Here is a 14,205-nt window from a genome sequence, read left to right as displayed (position 1 = left end):
CTAACTCAGAGCCAACCGCTAAAGCGGCACTCACCAGAATCGCACTTCAACCATACCCTCGACGCGTTGCGCCGAAACGGCCTGAGCATCGATAACGACAAAGCCTACATGCGCGACCTGTTCGATGAAGTAGCTGGAGCCCTGACACTCGGCGCGCAAAACACCATACCACCACCGGCCGGACACTGGGGGCAGCACTTTTGGGATATCGGTCGAGATGAGCTAGCCCAGCACCAAGCATTAATAAAACCCGCGGTCACCGTCCTTTCTGGCCTCAATGCGCGAATCGATCAAGCCGCCATCAATGGCGACCCGGTACCTGCTTATGAAGGCATTGCGGAACCGAGCAAGCAAATCAAAAAAGCCATCCAGTAACCCACCCTCTGCCGACCAGCGCGGCGGCACGGAGAAAACTATGTCAAATCGTAGCGCGGCACAGGTCGCGCCAATCCCGCCCAGATTCCTCCGCGCAATGGATGCACCTGGATACCTCGGTATGTGCCGGGACGAATTCAACAAAACAGTTCGCCCGCACGTGCGCGAATTTCCCATAGGGAAACAAGGTGTTGGCTTTGATCGGCTGGAACTCGACGCATGGGCCGACTCGTACGTTGAGCGCAAGTCGATTGAAAAAGCGGTTAATCAGGACAACAATCGGCCTCGCAGCGAGCGCCAAGGCAAAGATAACGGAGCTACGCCATGGCCCAAAAAGCAATCACCGGCCTCCAGAAAATGCCGAACGGCATCTGGAAGATCGACAAAAAGTACAGAGGAGAACGAATTCAGGAGAGTACTGGCACTTGTGACCGGGCCGAAGCCGAGCAATACCTGATCCACATGCTTGAAAAGCTTCGGCAAGAAAAGGTCTACGGTGTCAGAAAGGTAAGGACCTGGCGAGAAGCGGCTACCCGCTTCTTGCTGGAGGTGAAGGATCAAGCGTCAATATATCTGCAACCTATATGGCTCAGCTTGATCCGTTCATTGGGGATATGCCAATCACGCACATCGATGACGACTCCCTGGCACCGTACATTCATTCCAAGCTTCACCCTGCCGAGGGTAAGCCGGTAACGAATCGTACAGTCAACATTGCCCTGCAAAGGGTAATCAGGGTTCTAAACCTGTGTGCACGCAAGTGGCGGGACGAAGAGCGCAGACCCTGGCTCGACGTTGTGCCGATGATCTCGTTACTCGACGAGAAGACAAACAGCCGAAAGCCCTACCCGCTTTCATGGGAGGAGCAATCGATTCTGTTCGCAGAGCTTCCGGCACATCTGCAGACCATGGCTATGTTCAAGGTCAACACCGGGTGTCGGGAGCAGGAAGTCTGCAAGCTTCAGTGGGATTGGGAAATTGCGGTACCGGAGCTGGATACCACGGTATTTTTGATTCCGGCCGGCTTCGGCGGGCGAAGCGCAAGGTCTGGCGTGAAGAACCGGGACGAGCGCCTGGTGATTCTCAACACCGTGGCCAAGTCGGTCATCGAAAAGCAGCGAGGCCAGCACAAGCTGTACGTTTTCCCTTTTGGCAAGCCAGACGGCGATGGCAACGAAACGACGGTTCACCGGATGAATGACTCAGCCTGGAAGAAGGCTAGGGTCAGGGCGGCGAAGAAATGGCAGGAGAAGTATTTGCGGCCGGCACACGATGGTTTCGCCCGGATCCGCATTCACGACCTGAAGCACACCTTTGGCAGAAGGCTACGTGCAGCAGGCGTGACTGAGGAGGATCGCAAAGCTTTGCTCGGCCATAAGAACGGCAGCATCACCAGTCACTACTCAGCGGCAGAGCTGGACCAACTGATTGAGGCTGCAAATAAGGTATCAGCAACCGACTCACGCGCACCAGCGCTGACGATCCTGAAAAGGAGGCAGGGATAGCAGAAAAACCCAAGGTCACTCGAAAAGTCACTAGGGTAGAAATGAAAAAGCCACCAAAAGGTGGCTAAGTCATTGAATAATATGGTCGGGACGGAGTGATTCGAACACTCGACCCCTAGCACCCCATGCTAGTGCGCTACCGGACTGCGCTACGCCCCGACTAGGCGTTACATCTATGTTGCGTGTTGCTAGAACGTCGAGAAATATACCTTAAGCGTTTGAAATACGGAAGTATTTTAAACGCAGGTTTATTTGCGAAGTACCAGTAAAACATCCTCCAACTCGGAGATCGTTTGGCGGATCAGTTGTTTGTATTGCGTAGTGTCGTCTTTGGCTTCATCACCTGACAGCCTTAGACGGGCGCCGCCAATGGTGAAGCCCTGGTCGTAAAGGAGTGCGCGAATCTGCCGGATCATCAGGACGTCCTGTCGCTGATAATACCGGCGGTTTCCGCGACGCTTCACGGGGTTGAGTTGAGGAAACTCTTGCTCCCAATAGCGCAGCACGTGCGGTTTAACCGCACATAGCTCGCTAACTTCGCCAATGGCGAAGTAGCGTTTGCCTGGGATCGGCGGGAGCTCGTCGTTATGACTTGGTTCCAGCATAGGCCTCTACTCGGGCTTTCAACTTCTGCCCTGGACGAAAGGTGACCACACGGCGAGCCGTGATCGGGATTTCCTCTCCCGTTTTCGGATTGCGGCCAGGCCGCTGTCGCTTGTCACGCAAATCAAAATTGCCAAAACCTGACAATTTGACCTGTTCATTGTCTTCAAGAGCGTGCCTGATTTCTTCGAAAAACAGCTCAACCAATTCTTTGGCTTCGCGTTTATTCAGGCCCAGCTCTTCATAAAGACGTTCCGCCATTTCAGCTTTCGTCAGAGCCCCCATACGTCACTTCCTTAACGTGGCGTTCAACCTGTTTTCGAGCGAGGTGAGGATATTTTGTGTCGTGGTGTTCACCTCATCGTCATTAAGAGTGCGCGATGGATGCTGCCAGGTCAAGCCAACTGCAAGGCTTTTTCTATGCGGATCAATGCCTTTACCCTGGTAAACGTCAAATAGCCTGAGGTCTGTGAGCCATTCGCCTGCATTTTCACGGATTACATTCAGCACGTCGCTGGCTGCAACGTCACGATCAGCCAACAGCGCCAGGTCACGACGGACTTCCGGGAAGCGCGACAGCTCGTGGAATTTAGGCATTTTGCCCGAAGCCACTTCCGCCAATACCAGCTCAAACAGGAACACTGGACGATCCAGGCCCAAGGTTTTCGCCAGCTCAGGGTGAATGGCACCTATATAGCCCACTTCTTGGCCATCACGCTCAATACGAGCGGTTTGACCAGGGTGCAGAGCTGGATGGCTACCCACCACGAAGGTGAAGTCAGCAAGCGCGCCAGCAAAACCAAGTACAGCCTCAACGTCAGCCTTGACGTCAAAGAAATCGACAACATCACGACCTTGCGCCCAACCTTCTGGCAGACGCGTGCCGCATACAACACCAGCCAACATCGGCTCCTGTTTCAAGCCTTCCAGCTGCCCTACAAACCGCAGGCCACTTTCGAAAAGACGAACGCGGTCTTGCTGACGGTTGAGGTTGTGCTGCAAGGACTTAACCAGGCCCGGCCACAGTGAAGCGCGCATGGCCGCCATGTCGTTGGAGATCGGATTGGCCAGTAACAGAGGCTCAACACCCGGGCTGAACAATTCGAACTGCTTCGGATCGATAAAACTGTAAGTAATTGCTTCCTGATAGCCGCGCGCGACCAATAGACGACGCAATTCCGGCAGTTCGCTACGCGCTTCAGCTTTCGCCTGTGGCGCAAGGCGAGCTTGCGGGTAACGAACCGGAAGACGGTTGTAACCATAAAGACGGGCCAGCTCTTCGATCAAATCAACTTCAAGGCTGATATCGAAACGATGACTTGGGACTTCCACACGCCACTGCCCTTGCCCGTCGGCGGAGATGGTCAAACCCAACGCGCTGAGCAGACGCTCAACTTCGACCGGGTCCATTTCCAAACCCAGCATTTGGGTAATACGCGCAGCACGAAGGGTGATCGGCGCAATGGATGGCAGGTATTGCTCGTTGACGGCTTCAACGATTGGACCCGCTTCACCGCCGGTGATTTCCAGCAGCAAACCTGTGGCCCGCTCCATCGCTTCGCGTGCCAGTTTCCAATCTACGCCACGCTCGTAGCGATGCGAAGCGTCAGTATGCAAACCGTAAGAACGCGCTTTGCCTGCAACAGCAATTTGATCGAAGAATGCACTTTCAAGGAACACATCGCGGGTTGTTGCCGACACGCCGCTGTGCTCACCGCCCATCACGCCAGCGATTGCCAAGGCACGGGAGTGATCAGCGATCACCAGCGTATCGCTACGCAGGGCCACTTCCTGACCATCCAGCAGCACCAGCTTCTCGCCTTCTTCAGCCATGCGCACACGAATGCCACCATTGATCTCGGCGAGATCGAATGCGTGCAACGGTTGACCCAGTTCCAGCATCACGTAGTTGGTGATGTCGACAGCCGCGTCAATGCTACGTACGTCTGCTCGACGCAGACGCTCAACCATCCACAGCGGCGTAGGACGGGACAGATCGACATTACGGATGACACGTCCCAAGTAACGCGGGCACGCAGCAGGTGCCAAGACTTCAACAGGGCGGGTTTCATCGTGTACAGCTGTAACAGCAGCCACTACAGGACGTTTCACTTCGGCTGCGTACAGCGCACCCACTTCCCGAGCCAAACCCGCCAGCGACAAGCAGTCACCGCGGTTAGGGGTCAGGTCGACTTCAATAATGGCGTCTTCCAGCCCCAGATAAACACGGAAATCCTCGCCCACCGGCGCATCGGCCGGCAGCTCCATCAAACCGTCATTGCCTTCACCAACTTGCAGCTCGACTTGCGAGCACAGCATGCCATTGGATTCAATGCCACGCAGTTTGGCTTTCTTGATTTTGAAATCACCTGGCAGTTCGGCACCAATCATGGCGAACGGAATCTTCAGGCCGGGACGCACGTTTGGCGCACCGCAAACTACCTGAAAGGTCTCGGCGCCATTACTGACCTGGCACACGCGCAACTTATCGGCGTCCGGGTGCTGCTCGGTGCTGAGCACCTCTCCCACGACTACACCGCTGAATACACCGGCGGCCGGCGTAACGCTATCGACCTCAAGACCGGCCATCGACAAACGAGCAACCAGCTCGTCGCGACCTACCTGCGGGTTAACCCAACCACGCAGCCACTGTTCACTGAATTTCATCCTGCTCTCCTAAGAATTCGTTACGACTAGCGAAATTGCGCGAGGAACCGCAAGTCGTTATCGAAGAACAGACGCAAGTCGTTCACGCCGTAACGCAGCATGGCCAGACGCTCAACACCCATGCCGAAAGCAAAGCCCGAGAACTCTTCCGGGTCGATTCCAGACATGCGCAACACATTTGGATGCACCATGCCGCAGCCCATGACTTCAAGCCACCCGGTCTGCTTGCAGACACGGCAGCCCTTGCCGCTGCACATCACACATTCCATATCCACCTCAGCCGAAGGCTCAGTGAACGGGAAGTACGACGGACGGAAGCGCACGGCCAATTCTTTCTCGAAGAACACCCGCAGGAACTCTTCGATGGTCCCTTTCAGGTCCGCGAAGTTGATATCGCGATCAACCAGCAGGCCTTCAACCTGGTGGAACATCGGCGAATGAGTAATATCTGAGTCGCTACGGTACACACGGCCTGGGCAGACGATGCGGATCGGCGGCTGTTGAGCCTCCATGGTGCGGACCTGTACCGGGGAGGTATGGGTGCGCAACAACATGTTGGCATTGAAATAGAAGGTGTCATGCATCGACCGGGCCGGGTGATGGCCTGGGATGTTGAGCGCCTCGAAGTTGTGATAGTCGTCTTCGACCTCAGGACCCTCGGCAATGCCGTATCCAATATGGGTGAAGAACTGTTCGATACGTTCCAGAGTCCGGGTCACCGGATGCAGACCGCCGGAGGTCTGGCCGCGGCCAGGCAGGGTCACATCAATAGACTCGGCGGACAGTTTGGCAGCCAGTTCAGCCTCTTCAAACAGCGCCTTGCGCGTATTGAGAACCTCTGTAACACGTTCCTTGGCAACGTTGATCAAGGCACCCACTTGTGGACGCTCTTCTGCTGGCAAATTCCCCAGGGTCTTCATCACCTGAGTCAATTCACCCTTTTTGCCAAGGTATTGAACCCGGATTTGCTCCAGGGCATTGATATCTTCAGCGCTTTGCACAGCCTCTAGTGCTTGAGAGACCAGCGCATCCAGGTTTTCCATGTACAGACTCCAGATACAAAATAGGGGAAGAGCTTGAAGGCTCTTCCCCTATTTAAGACGTTTAGCGCTTGAGCCCACAAAAGTGAGCGCAAGAACTGTCGGGGGTACTTAAGCCAAGGAGGCTTTAGCTTTCTCGACAATCGCAGCAAACGCCGCTTTTTCGTTCACTGCCAGATCAGACAGAACCTTACGGTCGATCTCGATGGAAGCTTTTTTCAGGCCAGCGATCAAACGGCTGTAAGACAGACCGTTGATACGAGCACCAGCGTTGATACGAGCGATCCACAGAGCGCGGAACTGACGTTTTTTCTGACGACGGTCACGGTAGGCGTATTGGCCTGCCTTGATTACCGCTTGCTTGGCAACACGGAATACGCGCGAACGTGCACCGTAGTAGCCTTTAGCAAGTTTCAGAATTTTTTTGTGACGTTTACGGGCAATGACGCCACGCTTTACACGAGCCATGAGTTACTTCCTCTAGTCTTGATCCAAAAATTAACGAAGGCGCAGCATGCGCTCGACTTTTGCCACGTCAGACGGATGCAGCAAGCTGCTACCGCGCAGTTGACGCTTACGCTTGGTCGACATTTTGGTCAGGATGTGGCTCTTGAAAGCGTGCTTGTGCTTGATACCGTTTGCAGTTTTCAGAAACCGCTTAGCAGCACCACTTTTAGTCTTCATCTTTGGCATGTTCGGATACTCCGCATTCAGTTGATAAACATAACCGCAAGGCCTGCCGTGCCCTGGTGGTTACTTCTTCTTTTTCGGGGCGATGACCATGATAAGTTGGCGTCCTTCCATCTTAGGATGCTGTTCGACGGTCCCGTATTCGGCAAGGTCAGCTTCAACCCGCTTCAACAGTTCCATACCCAGCTCCTGGTGGGCCATCTCACGGCCGCGGAATCGCAATGAAACCTTGGCCCTGTCCCCATCACTCAGGAAACGTACCAGGTTGCGCAGTTTTACCTGGTAATCCCCTTCCTCCGTCCCTGGACGAAACTTGATTTCTTTTACTTGAATCTGCTTCTGGTTCTTCTTCGCCGCAGCAATCTGCTTCTTCTTCTCGAAGATCGATTTGCCGTAGTCCATCACCCGGCAAACAGGCGGGACTGCGTCCGCTGAGATTTCTACCAGGTCCAGCTTGGACTCTTCAGCGATACGAAGCGCTTCATCAATCGAGACGATGCCAATCTGCTCGCCGTCAGCGCCAATTAACCGAACCTCGCGTGCCGAGATATTCTCGTTGATCGGGGCTTTCGGTGCAGCTCGTTTATCTTGTCTCATTTCACGCTTAATAATAATTACTCCGAATCTGGGCGACCACGCCGGGAAACCGCTTGCGCGAGGAACTCAGCGAACTGGGCGACGGGCATCGAGCCCAGGTCAGCACCTTCACGAGTACGCACAGCGACAGTCTGCATCTCGACTTCCCGATCTCCAATAACCAAAAGATAGGGAACCTTGAGCAAAGTATGCTCGCGGATTTTAAAGCCGATCTTTTCATTTCTCAAGTCAGACTTGGCACGAAATCCGCTCTGATTGAGAGTTTTTTCAACTTCGGCGGCAAAATCTGCCTGTTTATCAGTGATATTCATGACCACTGCCTGAGTTGGCGCCAGCCACGCAGGGAACGCACCTTCGTAATGCTCGATCAAAATACCGACAAAACGCTCAAACGATCCGAGGATCGCGCGGTGCAACATAACAGGGTGCTTGCGGCTGTTGTCTTCGGACACATATTCAGCGCCCAGACGGATCGGTAGGTTGAAATCGAGCTGTAAGGTACCACACTGCCACACACGACCGAGACAATCTTTTAGCGAGAACTCGATTTTCGGACCGTAGAACGCCCCCTCACCCGGCTGCAGGTCATAAGACAGGCCAGCGTTATCGAGCGCTGCAGCCAACGCCCCTTCAGCACGATCCCATAGCTCGTCGGAACCTACGCGCTTCTCAGGGCGAGTCGACAACTTGAGCTCGATATCCTTGAAACCGAAGTCTGCGTACACGTCCAGAGTCAGCTTGATGAAAGCAGCTGACTCTGCCTGCATCTGCTCTTCGGTGCAGAAAATATGCGCATCATCCTGAGTAAACGCACGCACACGCATGATGCCGTGCAAGGCACCCGACGGCTCATTACGATGGCAAGCACCGAACTCAGCCAGACGCAACGGCAACTCACGGTAGCTTTTCAGCCCCTGGTTGAACACTTGCACGTGGCAAGGGCAGTTCATCGGCTTGATCGCGTAGTCGCGGCTCTCCGACTCGGTGGTGAACATGTTTTCAGCGTAGTTAGCCCAGTGACCGGACTTCTCCCACAGGCTGCGATCCACTACCTGAGGCGTCTTGATCTCCTGATAGCCATTCTCACGCTGCACCTTGCGCATGTACTGCTCAAGTACCTGATACAGCGTCCAGCCATTCGGGTGCCAGAACACCATGCCCGGCGCTTCTTCCTGGGTATGGAACAGGCCAAGACGCTTGCCGATCTTGCGATGGTCGCGCTTTTCTGCCTCTTCAATCCGCAGAACGTAAGCAGCCAATTGCTTCTTGTCGGCCCAGGCCGTGCCATAGATACGCTGCAACTGCTCGTTCTTGGCATCGCCACGCCAGTAGGCGCCCGACAGCTTGGTCAGCTTGAATGACTTCAGAAAACGGGTATTTGGCACGTGAGGCCCACGGCACATATCGACGTATTCTTCATGGAAGTACAAGCCCATGGCCTGCTCGTTCGGCATGTCGTCGATCAGGCGCAGCTTGTAGTCTTCACCGCGCTCGGCAAACAACTCGATTACTTCAGCGCGCGGAGTCACCTTCTTGATGACGTCGTAGTCTTTTTCGATCAACTGCTGCATGCGCTGCTCGATAGCCGCCATGTCATCCGGAGTAAACGGACGCTCATAAGCGATATCGTAGTAAAAGCCTTCGTCAATGACAGGGCCGATGACCATTTTGGCTGTCGGGTACAACTGCTTGACAGCATGACCGACCAAGTGGGCACAAGAGTGACGAATGATCTCCAGCCCCTCTTCATCCTTGGGCGTAATGATTTGCAAGGTGGAGTCATGTTCGATCAGATCACAGGCATCAACCAGCTTGCCGTTGACCTTGCCGGCCACGGTGGCCTTGGCCAAGCCCGCGCCAATTGAAGCAGCGACCTCGGCCACAGAGACTGGATGATCGAATGAACGTTGACTGCCGTCGGGAAGAGTAATAGTTGGCATGGCGCCTCCTCTCCTAGTGGTGACCCCTACCAAAGGTCACGTGGGTTGGGATGAGCCAGTACGCGATTCGGTGGTGAACCTGCCTCACAGTGGCAGGAGCCTTGCGGCCAACCGTAAACCGAACCAGAGTGACTGGAATTCAAATCAAAAGTTTATGGCATTGCCCGGCAGCCCGAGAGCTTGCCATGGCACAAATCAGCCAAGGGCGGCATGCTAACACAGATGCAAGGGCACCGCCCCTTCCTCTTTCTTTTCACGGGGGCAGCCAGCGGATTTTGCTAAATGATGAACTTGAGCTTAATTATTGCCTCAGATGGTGAGTGACATCATTCCAGATTCATCGATCACAAGGAGCATCACATGCGCATGACTCATCTATTGGCTTTCGCTGCACCCCTGGCCCTGCTGCTGCCACTGAGCGCTCAGGCAGCGTGGCCTAAAGACTTGAAAGCCCAGTACATGGCCCAGTGTGTGCCCGCGGCCGCTCAATCCATCCCTGAAAAAGACGCCAAGGCGCACTGTGCTTGTGGCGCGGACAAAATCGAAAAGAACTTCACCACGGCTCAAATCAAAGAATTGATGAGCCCGCAAGGGGCTAAGAATCCTCAACTGCAACAAGATGCGCTGAATGCCATCGCGCAGTGCAAAGCAAGCCCCAAACCCCAGTAATTAGGCCGCCAAACGGCATTAAACAAGGCAAAAACACCTTGAATGTAGCCCTGTAGCTAAAAAATACGTCCCATTAGCTGCTTTTTTTTAAGGCTGTTTTCGCCCTGAAAGCCCCATAAAATGGGGCTCGAAGACTTTTTTAACGCCAGACAAAAGCTAACAATGCTGCAAACTACGGTTCAGGGGGGGTCCCAAACCGCACATTTCGACTATGATAGCCAAGTGTGCCCAGTTGGCCTGAGCAGCACAGTACTACTGAAAATATAAGTTTCTTGGAGATACACCATGTCTAATCGCCAAACCGGCACCGTAAAATGGTTCAACGATGAAAAAGGCTTCGGCTTCATCACTCCTCAAGGTGGCGGTGACGACCTGTTCGTACACTTCAAAGCTATCGAAAGCGACGGTTTCAAAAGCCTGAAAGAAGGCCAAACCGTTTCCTTCGTGGCTGAGAAAGGCCAAAAGGGTATGCAAGCTGCACAAGTTCGTCCGGAGTAATTCTTCCGCGAACAAAAAAACCCCGTCCATGTGACGGGGTTTTTTATGCCTGACACACCGCTATGTGTGGTTAACCGCAGTTAACGCGGGTAATGACACCACTGTCGTCGGCATTGAGGTTCAACCGGTCAGAACGATACTCAAGAGTGATCATGTCGTGAGGCCCCAAGATACGGGCAGTCTGCGCGCCGGCCTTGACACGGGCTTGCTCCAGCAGGCTGGAAGAGGCTTTCTGGCCAATTGCAAAATCGGCCCCCTTGGCATCGCAACGGGTATGCCCAGCGTCAACGACGGGCTCCTTCGCAGCTTCTTGCGTGCTGCTGCACCCAGACAGCACTACGACTGCCAACAATGAACCCAATGACGCTAGCTTCCAGGACATGAAGCCTCCTTAAGATGAATAGTCCGAAACCTTGCGACAGCTTTTCCGGACATAGGTTGCATGCGGCCTGATAGCGATTTCGAATCAGCCCCCCAGGGTTCCAGATTCTGCCCGACTGATTAACGTCTTCGCATACCTAATCGTGACTAAATATGTACGAGTCATCAACCGACATCAATATCGTCATGAAGTGGCGGCTAACCTGTAAATCAGTCACACAAGCAGCGCAACGGAATGATTTTTTCATCCCCATGATCGTCTGCTGATGACATTTTGCTAAAATCGCTTTTTTGAAACACCTCACACGAGAACTCCATGTCAACAGTCAGCATCGATGCAGATATCAAAGCCAAATGGCCGCAAGGGCAATGCTCCTACAGCCCTGGCAGCCCGGAAGAGTTGGCCATCATCGGCATTGATCTTTTAGTGAAAGAACTGGGGACAGAAGCTGCCCGAGCATTCGTCAGCCAAGTTTTCGAAAAATACAAACTCGCTGACATTCCAAAGTAAACCCGCCGCCCCCTTCTCTCTTTTGCTTTGCAAGCAACGCTCAAGCACCGGACCATTCCCGGACCTACTTGCTCGCCGTGCCTAGCGCCCCCCCCTCAAAAGCCTCTCCTGAGCATGCTTGCACCTGCAAGCCCCGAATTGCCAAAAAGCCAATACACAGTCGATTCCCCGAACAGACAACCTCTCAAATGTTCGGGAATCCGTCCGCCCTCGAGAAACGCCTTAGAAAGCTGAAATAATTTCTTAATAAAACAATGAGTTAAAAAAATACACATTGGAATTGATGCTGGCATGGACTGTGCTGCCATCTCTTCAGTGCATACCTCCTGCCGGCATGCGCTGCGCCAACCCAGGCGCTTACTAATAAGAGAGACAACAATGAAAACAGCAGTCCTGAAAACCATTATTCCGGGCGCCTTGGCCCTTCTTCTGGCCCTGCCTACTGCCCACGCGCAAGAGGCCGTCAGCAAGCCTAACGTGGTCATCCTGGCCACCGGTGGCACTATCGCAGGTGCGGGCGCAAGCGCCGCAAATAGCGCAACCTACACCGCCGCCAAAGTGGGTATCGATCAACTGATCGCCGGGGTTCCGGAACTGAGCCAGTTGGCAAACGTGCGTGGCGAACAAGTCATGCAGATCGCTTCCGAAAGCATTACCAACGACAACCTTCTGCAATTGGGACGCCGCGTCGCCGAACTGGCAGACAGCAAAGATGTCGACGGGATCGTCATTACACACGGCACCGACACCCTGGAAGAAACGGCTTATTTCCTCAACCTGGTCGAAAAAACCGACAAACCGATCATCGTGGTCGGCTCCATGCGTCCGGGCACTGCCATGTCCGCTGACGGCATGCTCAACCTGTACAACGCCGTAGCCGTTGCGGGCAGCAAAGAAGCCCGAGGCAAAGGTGTACTGGTCACAATGAACGACGAAATCCAGTCCGGTCGTGACGTCAGCAAAATGATGAACATCAAGACCGAAGCGTTCAAAAGCCCTTGGGGGCCTCTGGGCATGGTGGTTGAAGGCAAATCCTACTGGTTCCGCCTGCCAGCCAAGCGTCATACCATGGACTCCGAGTTCGACATCAAAAACATCAAGTCCCTGCCCAATGTCGGCATCGCCTATTCCTACGGCAACGTAGACGATACGGCCTACAAGGCACTGGCACAAAACGGCGCTAAAGCCATCATCCACGTCGGCACAGGCAACGGCTCGGTATCCTCGCGTGTTGTCCCAACCCTGCAAGAGCTACGTAAAGATGGCGTGCAAATCATTCGGTCTTCGCACGTAAACAATGGCGGCTTTGTATTGCGCAACGCAGAACAGCCTGACGATAAATACGACTGGGTTGTCGCTCACGACCTGAACCCACAAAAAGCCCGCATCCTGGCCATGGTCGGCCTGACCAAAACCCAAGACAGCAAAGAGCTGCAACGGATGTTCTGGGAATACTAAACCCCTCGCGTCAAACGCCGCCCGGCGTTAGACCCTGTACCACTCATTCACCCGAATGAGTGGTCTATTTACTTGATTCTCCTCTTGTTTTCGCACTAAACCGAAAAAAAGCAGTCCGATCCCGGCAGCGCGAGAAACTCAAATAGTTGCCAAATCTCTCGCAGTTAAATACTGTATGCGCATACAGCTAACCAAGGATTGCATCATGGCTAAAAAAGGGGCGAAAGAGCCTACCCTTCCAAGTCCGTACGAAGTTTTCGGGATGCGCATACAAAAAATCATCAGCTCGCCTAAAGCCCAAAAAGACAGGATGGCGGTGCTTGAACGGCAAGAAGGTGACAACCCCGAGTTCTGGGAACGCTTGCTGGAAGAAATCTCCGAAAACGATAACGTCACCATCGCCCATCGTGATTGTGGCGGAGTCAATGTTTTCTGGACCGTACCTGAGGAAGACTGAGTCAATGAGGGTTCGTTTACTGGCTTTTGCCAGCCTCTTTACTGTTTTAAACGCACATGCCGCAGCCCCACAAACCTTCAACGAAGCTAAAAAGGTCGCCTGGAAACTCTACGCTCCGCAATCCACAGAGTTTTATTGCGGCTGCAAATACACCGGCAACCGCGTCGATCTCAAAGGATGTGGTTACGTTCCACGCAAAAATGCCACCCGTGCAGCGCGGATTGAATGGGAGCATATTGTTCCCGCCTGGCAAATTGGCCATCAACGCCAATGCTGGCAGAACGGAGGACGGAAAAACTGCACCCGCAATGATCAGGTCTACAAGGTGGCAGAGGCCGACCTGCACAACCTGGTGCCCAGCATTGGTGAGGTGAACGGTGATCGCAACAACTTCAGCTTTGGTTGGCTGCCCGCACAGCCGGGCCAATATGGCTCTTGCCTGACGCAAGTCGATTTCAAAGCCAAAAAAGTCATGCCCCGCCCATCCATACGCGGGATGATAGCGCGCACCTACTTCTATATGAGCAAACACTACAACTTGCGCCTGTCCAAACAGGATCGTCAGTTGTACGAAGCTTGGAACAAGACCTATCCAGTCCAAGCCTGGGAACGCCAACGCAACCAGGCGGTGGCCTGCGTGATGGGCCGTGGCAACGAATTTGTCGGTCCGGTCAACCTCAAGGCCTGCGGCTAGGCAATACATGCCCTTCTCTTTATGAGGGGCATGCATTCAAACCAGTCTGCTTTACCCTTATGTATCTACGCGGCAGAGCGCATTCGGTGTGGAGATCTGCTTGCCATGCCATGCATGGAC

The 14,205-nt window shown here is 53.9% G+C and carries 17 protein-coding genes, 1 tRNA gene and 1 pseudogene; 9 read left to right on the top strand and 10 right to left on the bottom strand.

Going from position 1 to position 14,205, the window contains the following annotated elements; all coding sequences use genetic code 11:
* From NTD86_RS00530 to NTD86_RS00520, 3 genes and pseudogenes are all read left to right on the top strand, one after another.
* Positions 1–375, top strand: a 375-nt coding sequence (locus NTD86_RS00530; protein ID WP_262200192.1) for a hypothetical protein, incomplete at its 5' end; no start/stop codon positions are given.
* 40 nt (positions 376–415) lie between these two features.
* Positions 416–832: a hypothetical protein gene (locus NTD86_RS00525; protein ID WP_262200190.1), complete on the top strand. Its 417-nt coding sequence runs from the start codon at positions 416–418 to the stop codon at positions 830–832.
* A pseudogene (locus tag NTD86_RS00520) lies at positions 733–1,880 on the top strand (tyrosine-type recombinase/integrase). The gene NTD86_RS00525 and the pseudogene NTD86_RS00520 overlap by 100 nt, the downstream one beginning before the upstream one ends.
* An 82-nt stretch (positions 1,881–1,962) precedes the next feature.
* Here the strand turns inward: NTD86_RS00520 and NTD86_RS00515 are convergent.
* The 9 genes from NTD86_RS00515 to thrS form a co-directional block, all read right to left on the bottom strand.
* Positions 1,963–2,039, bottom strand: a tRNA-Pro gene (locus NTD86_RS00515).
* An 89-nt stretch (positions 2,040–2,128) separates the two neighbouring features.
* Positions 2,129–2,485, bottom strand: coding sequence for a MerR family transcriptional regulator (locus NTD86_RS00510; protein WP_019829202.1), 357 nt, complete (start codon positions 2,483–2,485; stop codon positions 2,129–2,131).
* Positions 2,466–2,768 (bottom strand): integration host factor subunit alpha, encoded by a 303-nt coding sequence (ihfA, locus tag NTD86_RS00505; protein ID WP_002553164.1) that lies wholly within the window; start codon positions 2,766–2,768, stop codon positions 2,466–2,468. Before ihfA ends, NTD86_RS00510 begins: the two co-directional genes overlap by 20 nt.
* Before the next feature lie 3 nt (positions 2,769–2,771).
* A complete protein-coding gene (pheT, locus tag NTD86_RS00500; protein WP_262200189.1) occupies positions 2,772–5,150 on the bottom strand; it encodes a phenylalanine--tRNA ligase subunit beta in 2,379 nt (792 codons plus the stop codon).
* Between the two features lie 26 nt (positions 5,151–5,176).
* Positions 5,177–6,193 carry a phenylalanine--tRNA ligase subunit alpha gene (gene pheS, locus NTD86_RS00495; protein ID WP_262200188.1) on the bottom strand — a complete coding sequence of 339 codons (1,017 nt, stop codon included), beginning with the start codon at positions 6,191–6,193 and terminating at the stop codon, positions 5,177–5,179.
* 108 nt (positions 6,194–6,301) lie between these two features.
* Positions 6,302–6,658 carry a 50S ribosomal protein L20 gene (rplT, locus tag NTD86_RS00490; protein WP_262200187.1) on the bottom strand — a complete coding sequence of 119 codons (357 nt, stop codon included), beginning with the start codon at positions 6,656–6,658 and terminating at the stop codon, positions 6,302–6,304.
* A gap of 30 nt (positions 6,659–6,688) precedes the next feature.
* Positions 6,689–6,883 (bottom strand): 50S ribosomal protein L35, encoded by a 195-nt coding sequence (gene rpmI / locus NTD86_RS00485; RefSeq protein ID WP_002553160.1) that lies wholly within the window; start codon positions 6,881–6,883, stop codon positions 6,689–6,691.
* Positions 6,884–6,943: 60 nt separating this feature from the next.
* Complete coding sequence (gene infC / locus NTD86_RS00480) at positions 6,944–7,495, bottom strand: translation initiation factor IF-3 (RefSeq protein WP_173430611.1); 552 nt, start codon at positions 7,493–7,495, stop codon at positions 6,944–6,946.
* On the bottom strand, positions 7,495–9,417 hold the full coding sequence (thrS, locus tag NTD86_RS00475) for a threonine--tRNA ligase (protein WP_262200186.1): 1,923 nt from the start codon (positions 9,415–9,417) through the stop codon (positions 7,495–7,497). Before thrS ends, infC begins: the two co-directional genes overlap by 1 nt.
* A gap of 360 nt (positions 9,418–9,777) precedes the next feature.
* Here thrS and NTD86_RS00470 point away from each other — a divergent pair, with 360 nt between their 5' ends.
* Together NTD86_RS00470 and NTD86_RS00465 are read left to right on the top strand one after the other, a co-directional pair.
* Entirely contained in the window at positions 9,778–10,086 is a 309-nt protein-coding gene (locus NTD86_RS00470; protein WP_262200184.1) for a hypothetical protein, read from the top strand.
* Between the two features lie 285 nt (positions 10,087–10,371).
* On the top strand, positions 10,372–10,584 hold the full coding sequence (locus tag NTD86_RS00465) for a cold-shock protein (RefSeq protein WP_003179963.1): 213 nt from the start codon (positions 10,372–10,374) through the stop codon (positions 10,582–10,584).
* A 70-nt stretch (positions 10,585–10,654) separates the two neighbouring features.
* Here NTD86_RS00465 and NTD86_RS00460 read toward each other — a convergent pair whose 3' ends face one another.
* Positions 10,655–10,966 carry an I78 family peptidase inhibitor gene (locus NTD86_RS00460; protein ID WP_262200182.1) on the bottom strand — a complete coding sequence of 104 codons (312 nt, stop codon included), beginning with the start codon at positions 10,964–10,966 and terminating at the stop codon, positions 10,655–10,657.
* A 315-nt stretch (positions 10,967–11,281) separates the two neighbouring features.
* Here NTD86_RS00460 and NTD86_RS00455 point away from each other — a divergent pair, with 315 nt between their 5' ends.
* The 4 genes from NTD86_RS00455 (at position 11,282) to NTD86_RS00440 (ending at position 14,085) form a co-directional block, all read left to right on the top strand.
* The gene (locus NTD86_RS00455; protein ID WP_262200180.1) at positions 11,282–11,476 is read left to right on the top strand and encodes a hypothetical protein; all 195 of its coding nucleotides are present in this window, start codon (positions 11,282–11,284) and stop codon (positions 11,474–11,476) included.
* A 378-nt stretch (positions 11,477–11,854) separates the two neighbouring features.
* The gene (locus NTD86_RS00450) at positions 11,855–12,934 is read left to right on the top strand and encodes an asparaginase (protein ID WP_262200179.1); all 1,080 of its coding nucleotides are present in this window, start codon (positions 11,855–11,857) and stop codon (positions 12,932–12,934) included.
* A gap of 205 nt (positions 12,935–13,139) precedes the next feature.
* Positions 13,140–13,391 (top strand): DUF1654 domain-containing protein, encoded by a 252-nt coding sequence (locus NTD86_RS00445; RefSeq protein WP_262200177.1) that lies wholly within the window; start codon positions 13,140–13,142, stop codon positions 13,389–13,391.
* A gap of 4 nt (positions 13,392–13,395) precedes the next feature.
* On the top strand, positions 13,396–14,085 hold the full coding sequence (locus NTD86_RS00440; RefSeq protein ID WP_262200175.1) for an endonuclease I family protein: 690 nt from the start codon (positions 13,396–13,398) through the stop codon (positions 14,083–14,085).
* Positions 14,086–14,205: the final 120 nt, after the last annotated feature.

It is taken from the genome of Pseudomonas sp. 7P_10.2_Bac1, assembly GCF_025465935.1.
Classification (GTDB): domain Bacteria; phylum Pseudomonadota; class Gammaproteobacteria; order Pseudomonadales; family Pseudomonadaceae; genus Aquipseudomonas.
The sequence above is the reverse complement of the archived record's forward strand: the minus strand, read 5'-3'. Positions and strand labels throughout refer to the sequence as shown.

What these genes read in the sequence shown, in the direction of transcription:
- NTD86_RS00440 (WP_262200175.1), top strand. Translation starts at nt 13,396, where the DNA reads ATGAGGGTTCGTTTACTGGCTTTTGCCAGCCTCTTTACTGTTTTAAAC.
- rplT (WP_262200187.1), bottom strand. Translation starts at nt 6,658, where the DNA reads ATGGCTCGTGTAAAGCGTGGCGTCATTGCCCGTAAACGTCACAAAAAA.
- ihfA (WP_002553164.1), bottom strand. Translation starts at nt 2,768, where the DNA reads ATGGGGGCTCTGACGAAAGCTGAAATGGCGGAACGTCTTTATGAAGAG.
- pheS (WP_262200188.1), bottom strand. Translation starts at nt 6,193, where the DNA reads ATGGAAAACCTGGATGCGCTGGTCTCTCAAGCACTAGAGGCTGTGCAA.
- NTD86_RS00470 (WP_262200184.1), top strand. Translation starts at nt 9,778, where the DNA reads ATGCGCATGACTCATCTATTGGCTTTCGCTGCACCCCTGGCCCTGCTG.
- rpmI (WP_002553160.1), bottom strand. Translation starts at nt 6,883, where the DNA reads ATGCCAAAGATGAAGACTAAAAGTGGTGCTGCTAAGCGGTTTCTGAAA.
- NTD86_RS00445 (WP_262200177.1), top strand. Translation starts at nt 13,140, where the DNA reads ATGGCTAAAAAAGGGGCGAAAGAGCCTACCCTTCCAAGTCCGTACGAA.
- NTD86_RS00465 (WP_003179963.1), top strand. Translation starts at nt 10,372, where the DNA reads ATGTCTAATCGCCAAACCGGCACCGTAAAATGGTTCAACGATGAAAAA.
- NTD86_RS00460 (WP_262200182.1), bottom strand. Translation starts at nt 10,966, where the DNA reads ATGTCCTGGAAGCTAGCGTCATTGGGTTCATTGTTGGCAGTCGTAGTG.
- NTD86_RS00525 (WP_262200190.1), top strand. Translation starts at nt 416, where the DNA reads ATGTCAAATCGTAGCGCGGCACAGGTCGCGCCAATCCCGCCCAGATTC.
- thrS (WP_262200186.1), bottom strand. Translation starts at nt 9,417, where the DNA reads ATGCCAACTATTACTCTTCCCGACGGCAGTCAACGTTCATTCGATCAT.
- NTD86_RS00450 (WP_262200179.1), top strand. Translation starts at nt 11,855, where the DNA reads ATGAAAACAGCAGTCCTGAAAACCATTATTCCGGGCGCCTTGGCCCTT.
- NTD86_RS00455 (WP_262200180.1), top strand. Translation starts at nt 11,282, where the DNA reads ATGTCAACAGTCAGCATCGATGCAGATATCAAAGCCAAATGGCCGCAA.
- pheT (WP_262200189.1), bottom strand. Translation starts at nt 5,150, where the DNA reads ATGAAATTCAGTGAACAGTGGCTGCGTGGTTGGGTTAACCCGCAGGTA.
- NTD86_RS00510 (WP_019829202.1), bottom strand. Translation starts at nt 2,485, where the DNA reads ATGCTGGAACCAAGTCATAACGACGAGCTCCCGCCGATCCCAGGCAAA.